We start from the raw sequence: 16,344 nt of genomic DNA, 5'->3' as shown, positions 1-16,344 counted from the left end.
GCTACTGCTTTCGCATCACGAAGATGTGGCAGTCCCCGCCCTTGAGGCCCCGGAGCAGCGGGGCCACGGCGCGGGAGAGGATCCGGTTCGCCAGCTTGGTCACCGTGGGGCGCGGCTTGTTGAAGGTGTGCTCGACGAGGCTGAAGCCCGTGTCGCGCATCATCCGCTCGAGCATATAGGTGTGGATCGGCGTGATGTGCGTCGGGTCGTTGTAGCGCGTGTCCCGGCCGAACATGCGCAGGCCGCCGGTGGCGAGGAACTGCAGGCGCGCGGGCACGTTCTCGATGTTGGGCGTGGTGAGCACCAACAGCCCTGAAGGCGCGAGCAGCTTGTGGCACTCGCGCAGGAAGGCGCGAGGGTTCTCCAGGTGCTCGATGACCTCGATGGCCGTGAGCCCGTCGAAGGTTCCTGGGAGCCGGGCGCTGAAGGGCTCATTGAGGTCCGCGACGATGAGGGGCGCGCCGGTGAAGCGGTAGAAGGCGGCGTCGCGCTCGATGGCGGTGAGGGCGTAGCCGTGGGAGACGAGGCGCGCGGCCCAGGCGCCAGAGCCCGCGCCAAGGTCCACGAGGCGCGCCGGAGCGGGCAAGTGTCGCTGGAGCACGGCGACCACTTCGTCATGCAGCCCGGGGATGGTGCGGGCTTGGAGCTCCGAGGGCATCTCCATGCCCAGCATGAAACCACGGTCAGCCGAGCACGGACTCGAAAAAGTCGAGATGTTCGCGCGCCACCACGGGCCAGGAGAACCGCGTCACGGCGCGCTCGCGCCCCCGGGCAGAGAGCTCACGCCGGCGCTCGGGGCTCTCCAGCACCTCGGACAACGCCGCGGTCCAGGCGGCCGTATCCGCCTCGGGGAGCACCCGGCCCGCGTCCCCCGCGGTGTGGGGAATCTCTCCGGAGTCGCTCGTGAGCACGGGGACGCCGCACGCGAACCCCTCCGCCAGCATCCGGCCGAACTGCTCCTTCCACTTGAGCGTCGTCTGGCTCGGCGCGCACAGCACATCCATCGCGTTGAGCGCGCTCGGGACGCGGGCGTGCGTCACGCCCGTGACGACCCGGACCCGGCCTCCCTGCCGCTCGCCCCACGCGCGCAGGCTCGCCTCCATCGGGCCTCCGCCCACGAAGAGCGCACGCCAGGGCGTGGTGAGGCGCTCCAGGACGCCCCGCAGCAGCTCCACGCCCTTCTCTGGCACGAAACGCCCGAGGTAGCCCACCACCGGAGGACCCTCGGCCTCCCACCCGAGCTCGCGCAGGAAGTCCGCACCCAGCGCCCGGTCCGGCCGGAACAGCTCCACGTCCACGCCCATGGGGATGTAGCGCGCCGGGCGCTGGGCATAGCCGGGGCGGGTGAGCAGGTTCTGCTTCACCGTCTCTCCGAAGGCGACCCAGCCCGCCGAGCGGGCCACCACGAGTCGCTCGAGCTGGGCGAACGGCGGCGGGTAGCGCTTAGAGAGGTTCTGGGCCGTGGAGAAGACGAGTGGCACCTTTCGCGGCGTGAGCAGCGCGACCTCCGCTCCCGCGAAGACGTAGGGCTCTTCCCACGCGTGTACCAGGTCCACGCCGCCCGCCAGCCTCGCGCGCAACTCCGGCCCGTAGACGAACATGTGCGCCGAGCGACTGAAGTGCGCGCGCACCGCCGCCAGCTGGCTTGCCTCCTCCGGCTCGCGCTGGAGCGTGATGGGGCTCAGGTCGCCATGGAAGAAGCGCGGCGCCACCGCCGTCACCTCCCAACGGCCAGCTCCCACGCGCGCCATCTCGTTGGCCAGGCGCCGGTTGAGGGCCACCACATAAGAGTGGGAGACGGTGACGAGCCGGCGCGTGCGCCTCACGGAGTGCCCTCCGCGCGCAGGAGCCCTTGGTAGACCGCCAGGATCTCTCGGGCGTAGCGCTCGCGGGAGAAGCGCGCCACCGCCGTCCGCCGCGCGGCCTGTCCGAGCCGCTCGCGCAGCCCTGCGTCCTCCACCAGCGTCCGCAGCGCTTCCTTCAGCGCCTCCACGTCCCCCGAGGGCAGCGTCAGCGCATCCTCTCCGTCGGTGAGCTGCTCCGCCGCACCGCTCGCGCGGGAGATGATGGCCGGCCGCCCGCACGCCATGGCCTCCGCGATGGTGAGGCCGAAGGGCTCACGGCGGGTGCTCGCGTGTACGAAGATGTCCAGGGCTCGGTAGATGGCCGCGGGCTCCTGCTGGAACGGCACCAACCCCACGTGCCCGCTCAGCCCCAGTTGCTGCACCCGGCCGCGCAGCTCCTCCTCCGAGAACTGGGAGTCCGGCGTGCGGTAGAGCGGCGCGCCCACGAGGTAGAAGCGCACGGGCAGGATCGGGTGTTCGCGCAGCAGCTCCGCCGCCGCTTGGAGGAAGACCTCCTGGCCCTTCCACCGCGCGTAGGTGGCCACCAGTCCGATGCGCAGCGTCCCCTCGGGTGCGGCAGAGAGCCCCGCCAGCCCATCCAGGCGCACACCCTCTCCGGGGCCCGGCGCGAAGCGCTCCGCGTCCACCCCGTTGTAGACGACATGGACCGGCACCTGGCCCAGCACCTCGCGGGCATCCAGCCCCACCGCGCGCGAGTTGGCGATGGCCGCCGTGGCCAGCGGACGCAGCGCCTGGAGCGCCCGGCGCACCAGTGGCCGCTCTCCGATGAAGTCGTGGATGTGCCACACGCAGGGTGTCGAGAGACCCACGGTGGCGGGGCTCAGCAGGTGCGTCTTGATGCCATTGGAGTGGATCAGATGCGGCCGCAGCGCGCGCACCTCTCGGCGCAGCTGGCGCAGGTAGCCCGCCAGGAGTCCCGGTGCGGGCGCGAGGCCACGGGCCAGTCCCCACAGTGCTCGAGGTGCCCGCTCGCGCAGTCCGCTGTCACCCAGGGCGGAGAGTCGCTCGGGCAGCGGCAGCAGCCGGGCATCCACGCCGAGCGCCCGTGCCTCCTGCAGCAGCGGCCCTTCGGTGCCGGCCAGCAGGTGCAGCGAGAGCGCAGGGTCCAACTGGCGCAGGCACGCGAGCAGATCCAGCAGCGCCCGCTCGGCCCCGCCCAGCACTCCCACGGGATTGAGGAAGAGGATGCGCAAGGCCCGCGACCGAAGCAGACCCACTCCGCACCGTCAAGCAGGAGGCGCGCGAGGCGTGGGCGCCCGAAAGGCGATCGCCCTCTCCCGACCAAAGAGGGCGACACTCGAGAACGAGGCGAGGCGAGCCCTCGCCCCGTTTCCTAGCGGCAGTTCACGTCGTTGTTGGTGTTGAACGGCTCGCCCGCCGCAACGCGCCCCGCCACACCGCCCGTCGTCGGGCAGGCGGGCGTCAGCTCGCCGTCGGCCGACGCGATGAGCCAGGTGTCCGCGCCGTCCAGGATCTCGTCATCCACATCCCCCGCGCCGTACGCCATGAAGTCCCAGGTGCCGGGGGTGCCGAAGATGCCCGACTGGGTGCTCAGGCCGTTGGACACGGCCCCATCGTCCCAGGTCACGGCTGACATCGGCACCACCGGGAACACGTCCGGGAAGCCCGCGTACCGGAAGGTGTCCGCGCCCACGCACTGGTCCGGGTTGTTGGACACCGCGTTCACCGCGCTGCGGTTCTCGAAGGCGGGGCAGTCATCCTGCAGGTGATAGCTGTAGCGATTGCCGCGATCCGGCGCGAAGCCCGTGGAGTGGATATCCCGCGGGGGCAGCCGGTGCTGGGTGCGCAGGGCCGTGAAGAGGCTCTTGAGGTTCGTGCTCACTTCGGACTGCCGTGCCCGCGCCTTCATGCGAAGGAAGCTCGGAATTGCGATGCTCGCCAGGATTCCGATGATCGCCACGACAATCATGAGCTCGATGAGGGTGAAGCCCTTCTGCTGGCGCCGCATCATCTTCGTTGCTCCTTGAGAGGGACAAAAAACGCCGTGCTGGCCAAGAGAGCAAGCGCCGAGCCAGCGGCTTTGCCCGTCACGGGCGCGTGGAGCGACGAAAAGGGGCAGCCTTCTTACGTGCAGAGAAATTCGAGAGATCCACTCCGCTTGCACCGGCGCAAAGACAACAGGGGTTCGGATCCAGGCCGGCTGTTGCGATCAAGTACCCCTGCACGGCGGGGTGGAGGCGCTGTACGTTCCTTGTGGACGCACACCCGCGGCGTGCCTTCATCGGCGCCAGACGGTGGGGTGCCCAAAATTGTCAGCAGGTGACAATTTTTGTCGGGAGCCCCGGGAGCTTGGCTCCACCCGGGCGTACGCCTTCCACAGCCACGGTAGGACCCACGCGGCGGCGAGAGAACTGTATTACCTGACTCCCTCGGTTTTCGCAAGTCTCCTTGAGCGACCCATGTGGCGAAGCCACCCACGTGCGGGCTCCTCGAGGCGATGGAAGAGGAGGATCGACACGGCCACCGCGACGGGCACCAGCAGCAGCGCCACGGCGTTGTGTGGCAGCGACAGCGAGCGGGTGTTGAGGGCGAGCGCGTAGTTCATCATCGAGCCGTGCAGCAGGTAGAGCGCGTAGCTGGCGCCGCCCAGCAGCACGAGCGGCCGCGAGCCCAGTTTCAGGCCCTGCCACGCCACGCCTCCGGCGAGCAGCCAGATGATCAGCGCGAACAGCGGGACGAGCACGCCCATCTGCACCAGCGGGGAGGGCTTGGGAGGCAGCCACAGCAGCAGCGCGATGAGCACGCCGAACGTTCCGAACAGCGCCACCGTTCGCCGGGACTCGCTGCCGGGAGTCGTGCGGCGACAGAAGAGCAGGCCCAGGCACATGCCGAGGACGAACTCGGGCAGGCGGGTAGGGGGAATGAGCTGCAGGGGCAGCTGGCTCCAGGTGTACAGGCCGCGCTCCACGAGGGAGGCGTCCGCCGCCAACGTGGGGACGAGTTCCGCGGCGACGGCGAACGAGGCTCCCAACAGCCAGGCGCCCACGGCGATGAACACCAGCCGCCCCGAGCGCTGCCGCGAGAGCCACAGGCCGAGGAACGGGAACAGCGCGTAGAAGAACGCCTCGGCCGACAGCGTCCACGCCATGTTGTTCCACGTGGGCCGGCCCAGCTCCAGCCAGGACTGGGTCAGGGTGAGCGTGGTGACAGAGATGTGGGCCACCTCGCCCGGCGTGGCGGCGGGGTTGGCCTGGCGGATCCAGTGGACGAAGAGGGGCAGGTCCACCACGAGCGCCAACAGGTAGATGGGGTAGATGCGCGCGAAGCGGGCCCGGTAGAAGTCTCCGAGCGTCCCCACGAAGCCGCCCCGCTCGCCCAGGTAGTTGTAGGCGAGGATGAAGCCCGAGAGGATGAAGAACAGGCTCACCGTGGTGAAGCCCGCCTGGAACAGGTTGGCGAGGAACGACGGCCCGCTCGGCTCACACGGTGGACAGTAGAAGTGGTAGGCGACCACGCCCAGCGCGGCGAAGAAGCGCAGGCCCGTACACGCGTGGAGCGGAGGGCGGCGCAGGGCGGGCAGGGGCGAGAGGTTCATGGGCGAGGGGCGCGGCATCGTACCAGCGCCTCAGCGCGGGACGAGCCTCCGGTAGGCATCGAGCACCGTCCGCGCGTGTGCCTGCCAGGTGAAGCGCCGAGCGCGCTCGAGCCGCGCCTCGCGGGCCGGCGCGGGCCGCTGTCCCGAGAGCAGCGCGTCCACTGTCTCTACCCACGCCTCCACCTGGCCCACCGGGCAGTAGGAACAGGCGTCGCCGCCCACCTCGCGCAGCACGGGGATGTCGCTGGCCACCACGGGCGCCCCGCATGCGAGCGCTTCGATGACGGGCAACCCGAAGCCTTCCGCCTCGCTTGGCACGAGCACCACGCGGGCTCGGCGGTAGAGCCCCGCCAGCGTCGCTCGTTCCAGCTTGGGCGGTTGGAGCAGCACGTTGCCCAGGCCCCGTCGCGCCACCTGCTCGCGCTGGGCCGGCGTGAGCGCGCCGCCCTGCTGGACGAGCCGCAGCTCCGGGTGCCGCTCCCGGAGCGCCGCGAACACGTCGAAGAGCACGTCCAGGCGCTTGCGGGGGATGGAGCTGCCCACGTGCAGAATGAAGGGGCGACCTTCCAATGGCGCCAGCAGGGCCTCGCTCCGGTCCGCGGGGGAGGGCTCCGGCTGGTACTCCGGCGAGACGCCCGGAGGCGCCCAGACGAGCCGCTCCGGAGGCACCACGCTGTGGGCCAGCAGCTCGGCGCGCACTGCCTGCGTGCCGTGGAAGACGACGGCCGCGCGCTCCAGGCCCCGGAGCGTCGCGCGCGCCATCAGCCGGAACCATGCCGGGCGCGGCTCGCGGTGCGGCTCCAGCACCGAGCGGAAGGTGTCCAGGTCGTGGCAGTAGACGCCGGTGCGCTCCGCCGGCAGCGCGTGGACGAGCTGCGCGTAGGAGTGGTCCACCACGTGGAAGGCATCGAACCGGCCGCGAGAGAGCAGGGCGCGCGCCGGGTACGCCCCGAAGCGGGTGAGGATGCGATCCGCGTTGAAGGCCGCCCGCTCACCCACGCGGGGCAGCCGCCGCACGAGGCGCCGGATGGCGGGGCGCACTTCCGTGGCCGTCACCTCCGAGGGGAACTCGGACAGGCCCTCCAGCAGGGCTTCGCCCACGAGGTCCATGCTGGGCCAGCCCTCCTCGCGCGGATCCATCAGCAGCGCCAGCCGCAAGGTCATGAGGGGTTTCTCTCCTCGCACGGCGCGGGGCGCAGCAGCGACTCTACGGTGCGCTCCAGGGAGAAGCGCTCCCGGTACACCTCGGCCGCCCGAGCGCCCAGGGCCGCGCGCTCCTCGGGATGGGACAGGAGTCGCTCCGCCGCTCGGGACAGGGCCACCGGATCCGGTCCCTCCGCCAGCGCCACCGCGCCCAGTGTGCGCCACAGCGGCTCGGTGAGGTGCCCGGTGTTGGTGACCAGCGGCCGGCCCAGCGCCAGGCTGGCCATGGTGCTGCCTCTCCGCGCGCTCACCCCGTCTATATAAGGTTGCAGGAGCAGCTCGCAGGCCCGGAGGTGGGCCGCCAGCGCCCCGGGCTCCAGCGAGTCCCGGGAGAGGAGCTGCCCGGCCAGCTCCGGGGAGCGTCGAGCCAGTCCCTCGCGCCACGCATGACTGCCCCGGCCTAGCAGCAGCACCCGGCGGGTGGCATCGGCGCGCAGCAGGGGCACCAGCGCGCGCTCCAGGAGCCCCGCCGTGGCGTGGCCGTACGTGCCGAAGTGTCCGAGCAGCGGGCCCTCTCCGAGCTCCTCGCGCACGCGGGCGACGGCGGTGGAGGGCACCTGCGTGGGCAGGTTGCTGGGCACGGGGCGCCACTCGGCCCGGGCGCGCAGCGACGCGGGCAGGTGCTCGGCCCACGTCGGAATGGAGACGAACGCGCGGTCCGCGACGCCCGCTACCAGCCGCAGCATCACCCGCGTGGTGCCCGCGAGCACCTGGTGGCGCAGCGGCGCGCGGGGGCTCCACGGGTACACCACCTCATGGAAGAAGACCCAGCGCTCCTCGTGCCGCCGCGCGGCGAACCACGCGCAGAAGGGCACGTTCATCGCCTTCAGTCCGAACGCGTGCGGCACGTACTGGAGCAGCAGTCGCCTCGGCCCCGGGCACGCATCCAGCCCTCGGGTCAGCTTCACCAGCCCCGTGGGGGTGAAGAGGCCCGGCTCGCGGTGGACCGTGACGCCTTCTTCCTGGGCCACTCCCGCCGCTCCGGGCGCCCACACGTGTACCTCCGCGCCCGTGCGCGCCAGCTCCGTCGCCACCAGCCGCGTGTAGTCGCTGACGCCGCCCGGCTGGGGCGGGTACTCGCCCGTGAGCAGGTGCCAGGCGACGGCGGAAGCGGGGGCTGCGGAACGAGACGGGCTCAGAAGGCCTCCATGCCTTACGAGTAACCCGGCTTGCCCGGCACCTGTCCAGGTTCCTCGCGCGCCAGCAGCCAGTTCCTCAGCCGCAGGCCCGGTTTTTCGATCGCCACGTACGTCACCCACGACACCAGCAGCGTCGCCGCGAAGAAGACCAGCAGATCCAGCGCCCAGATGCCCAACGTGAAGTGGCTCCGTTCGAAGACTCGCACCAGCAGCCCGTGCCAGAGGTACGCCCCATAGGAGGTCACCGCCACCGCGTACACCGCCCGCCGTGGCCCGGTGGGCAGCCGCCAGGACTCCATCCCCACCAGCAGCAGCCCGAAGCCCGCGCTCAGCCCTGGATAGAGCCCCAGGTAGGTATGTCCCAGCACCGTGGCACCGTAGAGCCCCAGCGTCACCGCCAGCACCCCCAACCCCAGCACCGTGCTCGCCGCCTTCCACCGCGCCGGCCAGGTGCGCCAGCGCGGCGCCGTGCGCGCGAGGAACACGCCCACGCTCAGCCCATCCAGGTGCAGGTGCGTGCCCCACGGGTACGCGGCCAGCCACTCCCGGACGGGAGGGCTCGACGGAATCACTCCGACGAGGAGCGCTCGTCCCAGGACGCTCACGGCCATGGGCATCAGCCACACCCACGCCGGCCAGCGCTGGCCCCGCAGCCCGAACGCCAGCAGCGGCAGCACCAGGTAGAAGTGCTCCTCCACGCACAGCGACCAGCTCTGCACGAAGTCCCGCAGCGCGCTGTAGTTCTGAAGGAAAAGCGCGAAGTGCCAGCCTCCGCCCAGGAAGGGCGCCTTGAAAACGAGCGGCTTGAGGACGGCGTACGTCCCCAGCACCACGAGGTACAGCGGCAGAGTGCGCGTCCAGCGCTTCACCCAGAAGGTGCGCAGCCGCGCGCCCAGGGGCAGGTCCTCCCGGGTGGCGAACACCTGCCGCCCGATGAGGTAGCCGGAGAGTACGAAGAACAGATCCACCCCCATCCACCCCAGCGTGAAGGCGGGGACGAGCACCGGGGGCAGCACGTTCCGCACGGCCTCGGGAGAGTGGAAGCACAGCACCAGGAGGATGGCCACCGCGCGCAGCACATCCAGCCCGTCCTGGCGCGCCTCGGCCGCCGCTCTCACCACCCCAGAGGTTGGCGGCGGCAAGGAGACGGCATGCGGCGGGGAGGCGTCCAGCGCCGGAGCCGAGCCTTCATTTGGCCTGGGGGAGGGAGTCGAGGACATATAGAGGATGCGGGCGGCGCATTGTGGTCCGAGCCCCGGGAGGCGCAAAGCATCCAGGGGGCCGGCCTACCAGTACCTTCCTGGGGAGCAGGGGAGCAGGTTCTACCGTGCTTGTGGGCGCAGGTGGCCACCGTTAGCATCCGAGGCCTCGCGCGCGCTTAGCGCCTCGACAGGCGCGGGCTCACCCTGGATGAACGCCACCGCCGCCCCAGAAGTCACCACCGCCGAGGTCAAGGACCGAGCCCAGAAGGGCGTCTTCGTCCTCGCGGCCCGCACCGCCGTCTCCCAAGGACTGCGCGTCGTCAGCGCCCTGTGCCTCTCGCGCCTGCTGTTCCCCGGCGACTATGGCCTCTTCGGCATCGTCTCCTACGCCACCTCCCTGGGCGTCTTCCTGGGAGACCTGGGACTCAGCGCCGCCCTCGTGCATCAGGCGCGTGAGCCCAGCAAGGACGAGGCCTCCACCGTCTTCTGGTGTCACCAGGCCCTCACCGCCCTCATCGTCCTCGCCATCATCGCCCTGGCTCCCTCGCTCGTCGAAGGGTACGCCCTGGGCGCCCAGGCCCTGCCGATGATCTACGTCATGGCGCTGGGCCTGTTCCTGTCCTCCCTGCGCGTGCTGCCCCTGATGGCGTTGGAGCGCAAGCTCGCCTTCCCCGAGATCGCTCGCGCCGAGCTCATCGAGAACGTGGCCCAGGTGGCCGCCACCATCGGCCTCGCGGCGCTGGGCTGCGGCGCCTGGTCCCTGGTCGGCGGAGGCCTGGTGCGCGGCGTCTCGGGCCTGTTCTTTATCTGGCGCGCCTCGCCTTGGCGGCCCCAGGGCAGCTTCCGCCTCGACGTCGTCCGAAGGTTGCTGGGCTTCGGGCTGGCGTTCCAGCTCCCGCCCCTGGTGGGTACCCTCGCCGTGGGCTGGGGCCCGCTCGTGGTGGGGCAGATGCTGGGCAAGGAGGCGGTGGGCTACTTCAACTGGGCCGCGGCGCTGGCCGCCACGCCGATGATGTTTAGCACCATCCTCAACCGGGTGGCCTTCCCCGCCTACTGCCGCATGCAGGATGACCCCGCCGGGTTCGCCGAGTACCTGCGCACCTCGCTGCGGCGCCTGACCGCCGCGCTCTGCCTGTTCGTCCCCCTGCTGGTGCTCGCGGTGCCGGTGGCCGTGCCGCTGTTCTTCGGCGAGCGCTGGGTGCCCGCGGTGCCGTTCGTCCAGTGGTTCAGCATGGAGGCCATCCTCAACACGCTCGTCGGACTGCTGGGCACCGCGCAGAACGCGGGTGGGCGCCCGTGGCAGCGGTTCGCCGTCGCCTCGGGCTTTGGCGTCGTGCGGTGGTCGCTGGGCCTGTGGCTCGTCAGCCAGTTCGGCTACGCGGGCGTCGGGCCCGTGGGCCTGCTCGCGAGCCTCGGGGAGATGTGGGTCACCGTGTGGCTCGTCACCCGTCTCAACCCCGCGCTCAAGGGGCTGGTATTCGAGGTGGTGGAGCCGTTCCTCTCCGTGAGCTTCGCGCTGCTGGGCATCTACCTCGCCGTCCCGCTCCTCCTCCCCGAGGGGCTCTGGGGGCAGGGGTTCCTCGGTGTGGCGCTGTTCCTGGGTGTGTTCCTCGTGCGTGAGCGTGTCCCGGGAGTGCTGCCCCTGGTGACCGAGCTGCGCACCATCGCCGCCCTCATCCAAGCCCGGCTGAGGAGGGCGGCCCCGCGGGTGTCTGCCTCGACATGAAGAAGCCCGATCTGGCCATCTCCATCGTCAACCACAGCAACCCCGAGTTGCTGCACGACTGCCTGCGCACGCTGTTCCAGACCACGAAGGAATGCACCTTCGAGGTGTGGGTGGTGGACAACGCCACCGATGGGCGCGGCGTGGAGGCCATGCGGCGCGACTTCCCCCAGGTGCGCTGGCTCTTCAACACCGAGCGCAAGGGCTTCTCGGCCAACCACAATCAGGTCCTCTCCCAGGCCCAGGCGCGTCACATCTGCGTCTTCAATGACGACACCATCGTCCACGAGGGGGCGTTCGACGCGTTGGTGCGCTTCATGGACGAGCACCCCCAGGTGGGCATGGCCGGCTCCCGGTTGCTCAACGCGGACGGCACCGTGCAGAACAGCGCCTTCCGGGAGATGACGCTCGCCTCGGCGCTGTTCGACATCTGCTTCCTGCCGCGCCCGCTGCACTTCCTCAAGGAGCTGCACATCGACCCGGCGCAGTACGGCTACGAGCAGGCCCGGGTGAACTGGGTGCTGGGTGCCTGCATCGTCGTGCGCGAGGAGTGCCTGCGCGACGTGGGGCTCCTGGACGAGCAGCTCTCGCCGTGGGGCAACACCGAGGATACGGACTGGTGCGTGCGCGCGGGCAAGGCGGGCTGGGAGGTGGCCTTCTGCCCCGAGGCCGTCATCACCCATCTCACCAGCCGCTCGTTCCGGCCGTCGGCCTCGGGCCCGGACAAGGTGCGGGTGGAGCTGTGGCGCACGCGCCTGGCCTACTTCCGCAAGCACCACGGCCGGCTCCACGAGCAGCTCATGCGCCTCATCCTCGTGGGCACGCTGCCGTGGAACTCGTTCGTGCTCACCCAGTCCCTGCTGCGGCGGCGCCTGAGCGCGGCCGAGTACAAGCGGCAGCTCTCCACCTTCCTGCGCATCTCCGAGATGGGCCTGCGCGCGCGCGTGGGGTAGAGGCCCGAGGGTATGGCGTTCTTCTCCGTCGTCATCCCCACCTACAACCGGGCCCGGCTGCTGCCGGAGACGCTGGCCTCCGTCTTCGCCCAGGAGTTCACCGACTTCGAGGTGCTCGTCGTCGATGACGGCTCCACGGACGACACGCAGACGGTGCTGGCCCGCTACGGCGAGCGCGTGCGCGTGCTGAGCCAGCGGAACCAGGGGCAGGGCGTCGCGCGAAACCTGGGCATCCAGCACGCCACGGGCGAGTACGTCGTCTTCCTGGACAGTGACGACCTGTGGTTCCCGTGGACGCTGGCCACGTACCGCCACGCCTTGGACATGTACGGCCGGCCCGCGGTGGTGATGGGGACTCCGGCGAACTTCCACCGCCCGGAGGAGCTGACCGGCGTGCGGCGCCAGCCCCTGCGGGCCCATGCCTTCGGCGACTACTTCGCCAGCGCGGAGGAGTCGTTCGCGCGCACCGCCTGCATCATCGCCGCCAGCACCGAGGCGCTGCGCCGCGTGGGTGGCTTCACCTCCGAGCGCATCATCTCGGAGGACCATGACCTGCTCTACCGCCTGGGCACCGAGCGCGGCTTCGTCTGGGTGGAGGCGCCGCTCGTGGCGGGCTACCGCCAGCATGGGGGCTCCTCGTCTCGGGAGCTGGAGCGGGGCTACCAGGGGCTGTGCTACCAGTTGGAGCAGGAGCGGCTCGGCCGTTACCCCGGAGGCGAGGCCCGGAAGCGCGACCGGCTCACGCTGATCCTGCACGGCGTGCGGCACGTGACGCGCTGGCTGGTGGAGCACAAGCGCCCGGACCTGGCGTTGGACCTGTACCGGCGCGGCCTGATGGGACACCTCGTGGTGCCGCGCTGGCGCTACGTGTTGGGCTTCCCACCGTGGATGGTCGCCGCCACGCTGCGCCAGTTGGCGCGGTGAGGGCTCACGAGGCGCGACGGCGCAGCACGGTCAGCGACTCGAACTCGTCGATGACCTCGAAGGCCGGGTGCTTCACGATGATCTCGCTCGTGTACTGCACGCTGCCCGCGCCCGGTCGAGGGCTCTCCTTCGTGTCGCGGCTGTCGTGCAGCGCCACCACGCCCCCGGGCGCCAGCAGCGGGCTCCACCCCGTCCAGTCCGCCTTCAGCCCCTCGTAGGTGTGGTCGCCGTCGATGAAGATGAAGTCCAGCGGCGGCAGGCCCTGCAGCCGGTGCTTGCGCGCGGCCTCCTCGCCCGTGGACCGCACCCAGACCACCTTGCCGTTGCGCACCGCTCCCACCTCCCGGTGGGCGATGCGGTACTGGAAGCTGAAGCCCAGCCGCCCCGGAGGGAACGGGTCCACCGCGTACAGCGTCGCGCTCGGGTCCATCACGCTGCGCAGCACCCGCGTCGTCACCCCGTGCCACACGCCGATCTCCACCAGCCGCCGCTTACCCGCGGCGTGCTTGGCCAGACAGGCGCGCTCCCCGGGGCTCGTCTGGGTCTGGGCCTGCTCCAGTCCGACGAACCAGAGGCCGAAGTGGGTGATGACGCGCATGAAGAGGACTCCTCGGAGTCGTGACACGACTGTCACGGCTGGGGTGCAAGCACCGGTATCCCTAACACGGATCCTCGCGGTGGGCCCTTCTCCCTGTCTCCCACGCTCCGTGTTATCCAGCGCTCCCTCTTTCCGCTCCCTGGAGGCCAGGTGCCCGCCCCACGAGTCCTCCTCGGCATCCACCACCCGCTCGACCCGAACCTCGGCGCGCCTGGGGTCACCCTCACCCTGGGCCGCGCCCTCGTCGCGCTGGGCTGCGAGGTCTCCTATTACGGGTTCGGCGAGGCCTTCCCGGGGACCACCGAGTACTCCGCCTGGCACTCGGTGCGCTTTCCCTGGGCCCTGTCCGCGTGGCTGGCCCGCAACGCCGGGCGCTTCGATGTGCTCGACATCACCACCGGAGACTGCTGGCCCTGGGCCCGGCTCGGTCGCCCGGGAGCCCCGCGCCGTCAGGCCCTGCTCACCCGCAGCCATGGCCTGGAGCACGTCGTCTCCGAGCAGCTCCGCGCCGACGTCCGCGCCGGGGTGGCGCACCTGAGCTGGAAGTACCCGCTCTACCATGGAGGCTTCCGGCTCTGGGAGGTGCGCGAGTCCCTTCGGGTCTCCGACCACGTGGTGCTCCTCAACCCGATGGACCGCGACTACGCGAGGGACCGCCTGGGCATCCCCGCGGACCGCATCTCCCTCATCCCCCACGGACTGCCCGAGCCCTTCCAAGGACTGCCCCCTCCCGAGCGCCTCGCCGAGGGGCCCCTGCGCCTTGCCTTCGTGGGGACGTGGATCCAGCGCAAGGGGCGGGAGGACATCGTCGCCGTGGCGCGCGCGCTGCTCGAGCAGGGGGGGGCCTTCTCGCTCTCCCTGCTGGGCACGGGCATCGGCGAGGCCGAGGTGCTCGGCGATTTTCCCCCGGCCGTGCGAGAGCGCGTGCGCGTGGTGCCGCGCTACCGCCATGAGGAGCTGCCCGGTCTGCTGGCGGGCCACGAGGTGTTGCTCTTCCCCAGCCACGCCGAGGGCTATGGCATGGCGCTCGTGGAGGCCATGGCCTGCGGGCTCGCGCCCGTGACGACTCCCGTCGGAGTGGCCCCCGAGGTGGTGCGCGAGGGAGAGACCGGGCGGCTGCGGCCCATCGGGGACGTGCCCGGCCTCACCGCCGCCGTGCGCGGCTTCGCCGAGGACCGGGAGCGCCTCCTCGAGGTGCGGCGCGCGGCACAGAAGGCCGTCCAGGGGTTGACCTGGCGGGAGGTGGCTCTGCGCACGCTTCGGCTCTACGAGGACGTGCTCCGAACGCGCTGACGCCACGAGTTGGGCGTGACCCCCTCCCACGTGTGGAACGCGCGGCTGAAGGAGTTCAGCTCCTCGAAGCCCAGCAGGAACGCGACCTCGCCGAGCTCGAGGTGCGTGTTCTCCAGCAAGCGGCGCGAGGTGTCGCGGCGCACCTGGTCCAGCAGCCCCTGGTAGGAGGTGCCCAGCTGCTCGAGGCGGCGCTGAAGGGTGCGTGAGCTCATCCGCATCTCCCGGGCGACCTTGTCGACACTGGGCCGTTCGCCGCACATGCGACGGCCGAGAATCGACCGCACGTCATCCGCTACGGATGCCGAGCTCAGGCTCTCGGTCAGCGCCGCTTCCAGTCCCGGCACCATCAACGCCAGGAGATCGGCGTTGTGCGTGATGAAGGGCCGAGCGAGCGCGCTCTCCTCGAACACGAGGAAGTCGAGCGGCGCGTCGAAGCGGATCTCACACCCGAAATGCTGGCGAAACATCGCCTCGTCCGAGCGGCTCCGTGCCAACTCGATCCGCAGGGGCGTCAGGGGCTGCCCGGTGCCACGACGCCCGAGGGCGACGAGCGAGGAGAACGTCGCATCGACGAGCAGCAGCGGGAGCGCCTCCTCGATGTGCAGCCAGTGGAAGCCCACGCGGGCCTCCCCGTCGCCGCGGTCGATCGTCACTTGCTCCCCGCAGACGACCCGCTTGTAGCGCGCGAACTTCTGGAAGGCCTCCCCGAGGGTCGGTGCGTGCAGCGCGGCGAGCGACGCGACATCGAATTGATGCGGGGGGGCCTCGCCTCCGAGCCGCACGCCGAGGTCTCGCCGTGCCCCGACCTGCTCGAGGGCGCGCCAGAACGCGAAGAACTCGGCCACCGTGAGCCGTGCCCTCGGCGGCTGGAACCGAGAGGGGACGATGCCCGCATGGCGCAGCACCTGCGCCGCGTCGACGCCCAGCGTGAGCAGGCGGTCGAGGAGGACGCTGGGGACGGGGACGAGCTCGGTAGGCAAGTCAGCTCCGCTTCGGTCTGAGCATCTGGGCGACGGGCGTTTCGGCGAAGTCTACCAACCCGTCGAAGTCCGTCGAGGCGCTCACCGCTCGCCACTGCGCGTCCTCGAGGGCCCGCGTCTCCGCGATTACCCCCGCCAGGAACACCGCGTCGGTGCCCATCAGGAGCCGCAGCGGCGGCTGCGGCTGCGACGTGAGCCGCAAGATGGCCTGCGCGACCTTCGCCGGGTCGCCCCGCATGACATCGGCGCTGCCGCGGACGTGTTGGTTGAACGCGCCCACCGTCTGCGCGTACTCGCTCGGGACCGGGTCGATCCGCATTGATGCGCCCGCCCAGTCGGTGCGCATGCCCCCGGGTTCCACCACGGTCACGCGAATGCCCAGCGGGCCTACCTCCTTCGCGAGGACCTCGGAGAAGCCACCGACAGCCCACTTGGAGGCCTGGTAGGCCGCGAGTCCGGGAGACGCGCCCCGCCCGCCGATGGACGAGATCTGGATGATGTGTCCGTCACATTGCGCGCGAAGCACCGGGAGCGCGGCGCGCGTCACGTTGACGACCCCGAAGAAGTTCGTCTCGACCTGCGCGCGGAAGTCGTCCTCCGCGACGTGTTCGATCGAACCGACATTGGCATAGCCGGCGTTGTTGACGACGACGTCGAGCCGGCCGAACGCGGCCATGGCCTCGGCCACGGCCGAACGCGCCGCTGCGGGATCGGTCACATCGAGTGCGACCGCGCGCGCCCGCTCGCCATAGGGGGCCACGAGGTCACGAAGCTCCTCGGGCTTGCGCGCGGTAGCCACCAGGCGATGGCCGGCCTCCAGGACGGCCTTGGCCAGAGAGCGGCCGAGGCCGCGCGAGCTTCCAGTGATGAGCCACACCTTGGACATCGGAACCATCCTTCGTGGAGCC

Annotated in this window: 15 protein-coding genes and 1 pseudogene; 4 read left to right on the top strand and 12 right to left on the bottom strand. The window is 70.9% G+C overall.

Features of this window, described 5'->3' with window-relative positions; all coding sequences use genetic code 11:
- Nucleotide 1: 1 nt before the first annotated feature.
- From SYV04_RS11420 to SYV04_RS11385, 9 genes and pseudogenes are all read right to left on the bottom strand, one after another.
- Nucleotides 2-673, bottom strand: coding sequence for a class I SAM-dependent methyltransferase (locus SYV04_RS11420; protein WP_321545724.1), 672 nt, complete (start codon nucleotides 671-673; stop codon nucleotides 2-4).
- A 10-nt stretch (nucleotides 674-683) separates the two neighbouring features.
- Nucleotides 684-1,826 carry a glycosyltransferase family 4 protein gene (locus SYV04_RS11415; protein WP_321545723.1) on the bottom strand — a complete coding sequence of 381 codons (1,143 nt, stop codon included), beginning with the start codon at nucleotides 1,824-1,826 and terminating at the stop codon, nucleotides 684-686.
- Nucleotides 1,823-3,058, bottom strand: a complete 1,236-nt coding sequence (locus tag SYV04_RS11410) for a glycosyltransferase family 4 protein (protein ID WP_321545892.1) — start codon at nucleotides 3,056-3,058, stop codon at nucleotides 1,823-1,825. The genes SYV04_RS11415 and SYV04_RS11410 overlap by 4 nt, the downstream gene beginning before the upstream one ends.
- A gap of 140 nt (nucleotides 3,059-3,198) precedes the next feature.
- Complete coding sequence (locus tag SYV04_RS11405; RefSeq protein WP_422723929.1) at nucleotides 3,199-3,735, bottom strand: pilin; 537 nt, start codon at nucleotides 3,733-3,735, stop codon at nucleotides 3,199-3,201.
- An 8-nt stretch (nucleotides 3,736-3,743) separates the two neighbouring features.
- Nucleotides 3,744-3,834 (bottom strand): annotated as a pseudogene (locus tag SYV04_RS43705) (pilin); the annotation flags it as partial.
- A gap of 408 nt (nucleotides 3,835-4,242) precedes the next feature.
- Nucleotides 4,243-5,439, bottom strand: coding sequence for an acyltransferase family protein (locus SYV04_RS11400; RefSeq protein WP_321545721.1), 1,197 nt, complete (start codon nucleotides 5,437-5,439; stop codon nucleotides 4,243-4,245).
- A 12-nt stretch (nucleotides 5,440-5,451) separates the two neighbouring features.
- A complete protein-coding gene (locus SYV04_RS11395) occupies nucleotides 5,452-6,585 on the bottom strand; it encodes a glycosyltransferase family 4 protein (RefSeq protein WP_321545720.1) in 1,134 nt (377 codons plus the stop codon).
- Complete coding sequence (locus tag SYV04_RS11390; protein ID WP_321545719.1) at nucleotides 6,582-7,658, bottom strand: glycosyltransferase family protein; 1,077 nt, start codon at nucleotides 7,656-7,658, stop codon at nucleotides 6,582-6,584. Before SYV04_RS11390 ends, SYV04_RS11395 begins: the two co-directional genes overlap by 4 nt.
- 119 nt (nucleotides 7,659-7,777) lie before the next feature.
- Nucleotides 7,778-8,881, bottom strand: a complete 1,104-nt coding sequence (locus SYV04_RS11385) for an acyltransferase family protein (RefSeq protein ID WP_321545718.1) — start codon at nucleotides 8,879-8,881, stop codon at nucleotides 7,778-7,780.
- A gap of 292 nt (nucleotides 8,882-9,173) precedes the next feature.
- Between SYV04_RS11385 and SYV04_RS11380 the strand changes: the two genes are divergently transcribed.
- Genes SYV04_RS11380 through SYV04_RS11370 form a run of 3 tightly spaced genes read left to right on the top strand, consistent with a single transcriptional unit; the run spans nucleotide 9,174 to nucleotide 12,565 of the window.
- A complete protein-coding gene (locus SYV04_RS11380; protein WP_321545717.1) occupies nucleotides 9,174-10,691 on the top strand; it encodes an oligosaccharide flippase family protein in 1,518 nt (505 codons plus the stop codon).
- Nucleotides 10,688-11,641: a glycosyltransferase family 2 protein gene (locus tag SYV04_RS11375; protein WP_321545716.1), complete on the top strand. Its 954-nt coding sequence runs from the start codon at nucleotides 10,688-10,690 to the stop codon at nucleotides 11,639-11,641. The genes SYV04_RS11380 and SYV04_RS11375 overlap by 4 nt, the downstream gene beginning before the upstream one ends.
- Before the next feature lie 12 nt (nucleotides 11,642-11,653).
- On the top strand, nucleotides 11,654-12,565 hold the full coding sequence (locus SYV04_RS11370) for a glycosyltransferase family 2 protein (RefSeq protein WP_321545715.1): 912 nt from the start codon (nucleotides 11,654-11,656) through the stop codon (nucleotides 12,563-12,565).
- A 4-nt stretch (nucleotides 12,566-12,569) separates the two neighbouring features.
- On the opposite strand, the gene SYV04_RS11365 is transcribed toward SYV04_RS11370, so the two are convergent.
- On the bottom strand, nucleotides 12,570-13,163 hold the full coding sequence (locus SYV04_RS11365; RefSeq protein WP_321545714.1) for a class I SAM-dependent methyltransferase: 594 nt from the start codon (nucleotides 13,161-13,163) through the stop codon (nucleotides 12,570-12,572).
- Nucleotides 13,164-13,313: 150 nt separating this feature from the next.
- Between SYV04_RS11365 and SYV04_RS11360 the strand changes: the two genes are divergently transcribed.
- The gene (locus SYV04_RS11360; RefSeq protein ID WP_321545713.1) at nucleotides 13,314-14,456 is read left to right on the top strand and encodes a glycosyltransferase family 4 protein; all 1,143 of its coding nucleotides are present in this window, start codon (nucleotides 13,314-13,316) and stop codon (nucleotides 14,454-14,456) included.
- Here SYV04_RS11360 and SYV04_RS11355 read toward each other — a convergent pair.
- Nucleotides 14,429-15,436, bottom strand: coding sequence for an AraC family transcriptional regulator (locus SYV04_RS11355; protein ID WP_321545712.1), 1,008 nt, complete (start codon nucleotides 15,434-15,436; stop codon nucleotides 14,429-14,431). The two genes, SYV04_RS11360 and SYV04_RS11355, sit on opposite strands and share 28 nt — an antisense overlap.
- Nucleotide 15,437: 1 nt before the next feature.
- Nucleotides 15,438-16,322, bottom strand: coding sequence for an oxidoreductase (locus SYV04_RS11350; RefSeq protein WP_321545711.1), 885 nt, complete (start codon nucleotides 16,320-16,322; stop codon nucleotides 15,438-15,440).
- Between the last annotated feature and the right edge of the window lie 22 nt (nucleotides 16,323-16,344).

Source organism: Hyalangium ruber (assembly GCF_034259325.1).
GTDB classification, from domain to species: domain Bacteria; phylum Myxococcota; class Myxococcia; order Myxococcales; family Myxococcaceae; genus Hyalangium_A; species Hyalangium_A rubrum.
This window is presented reverse-complemented; position numbering and strand designations above follow the sequence as displayed.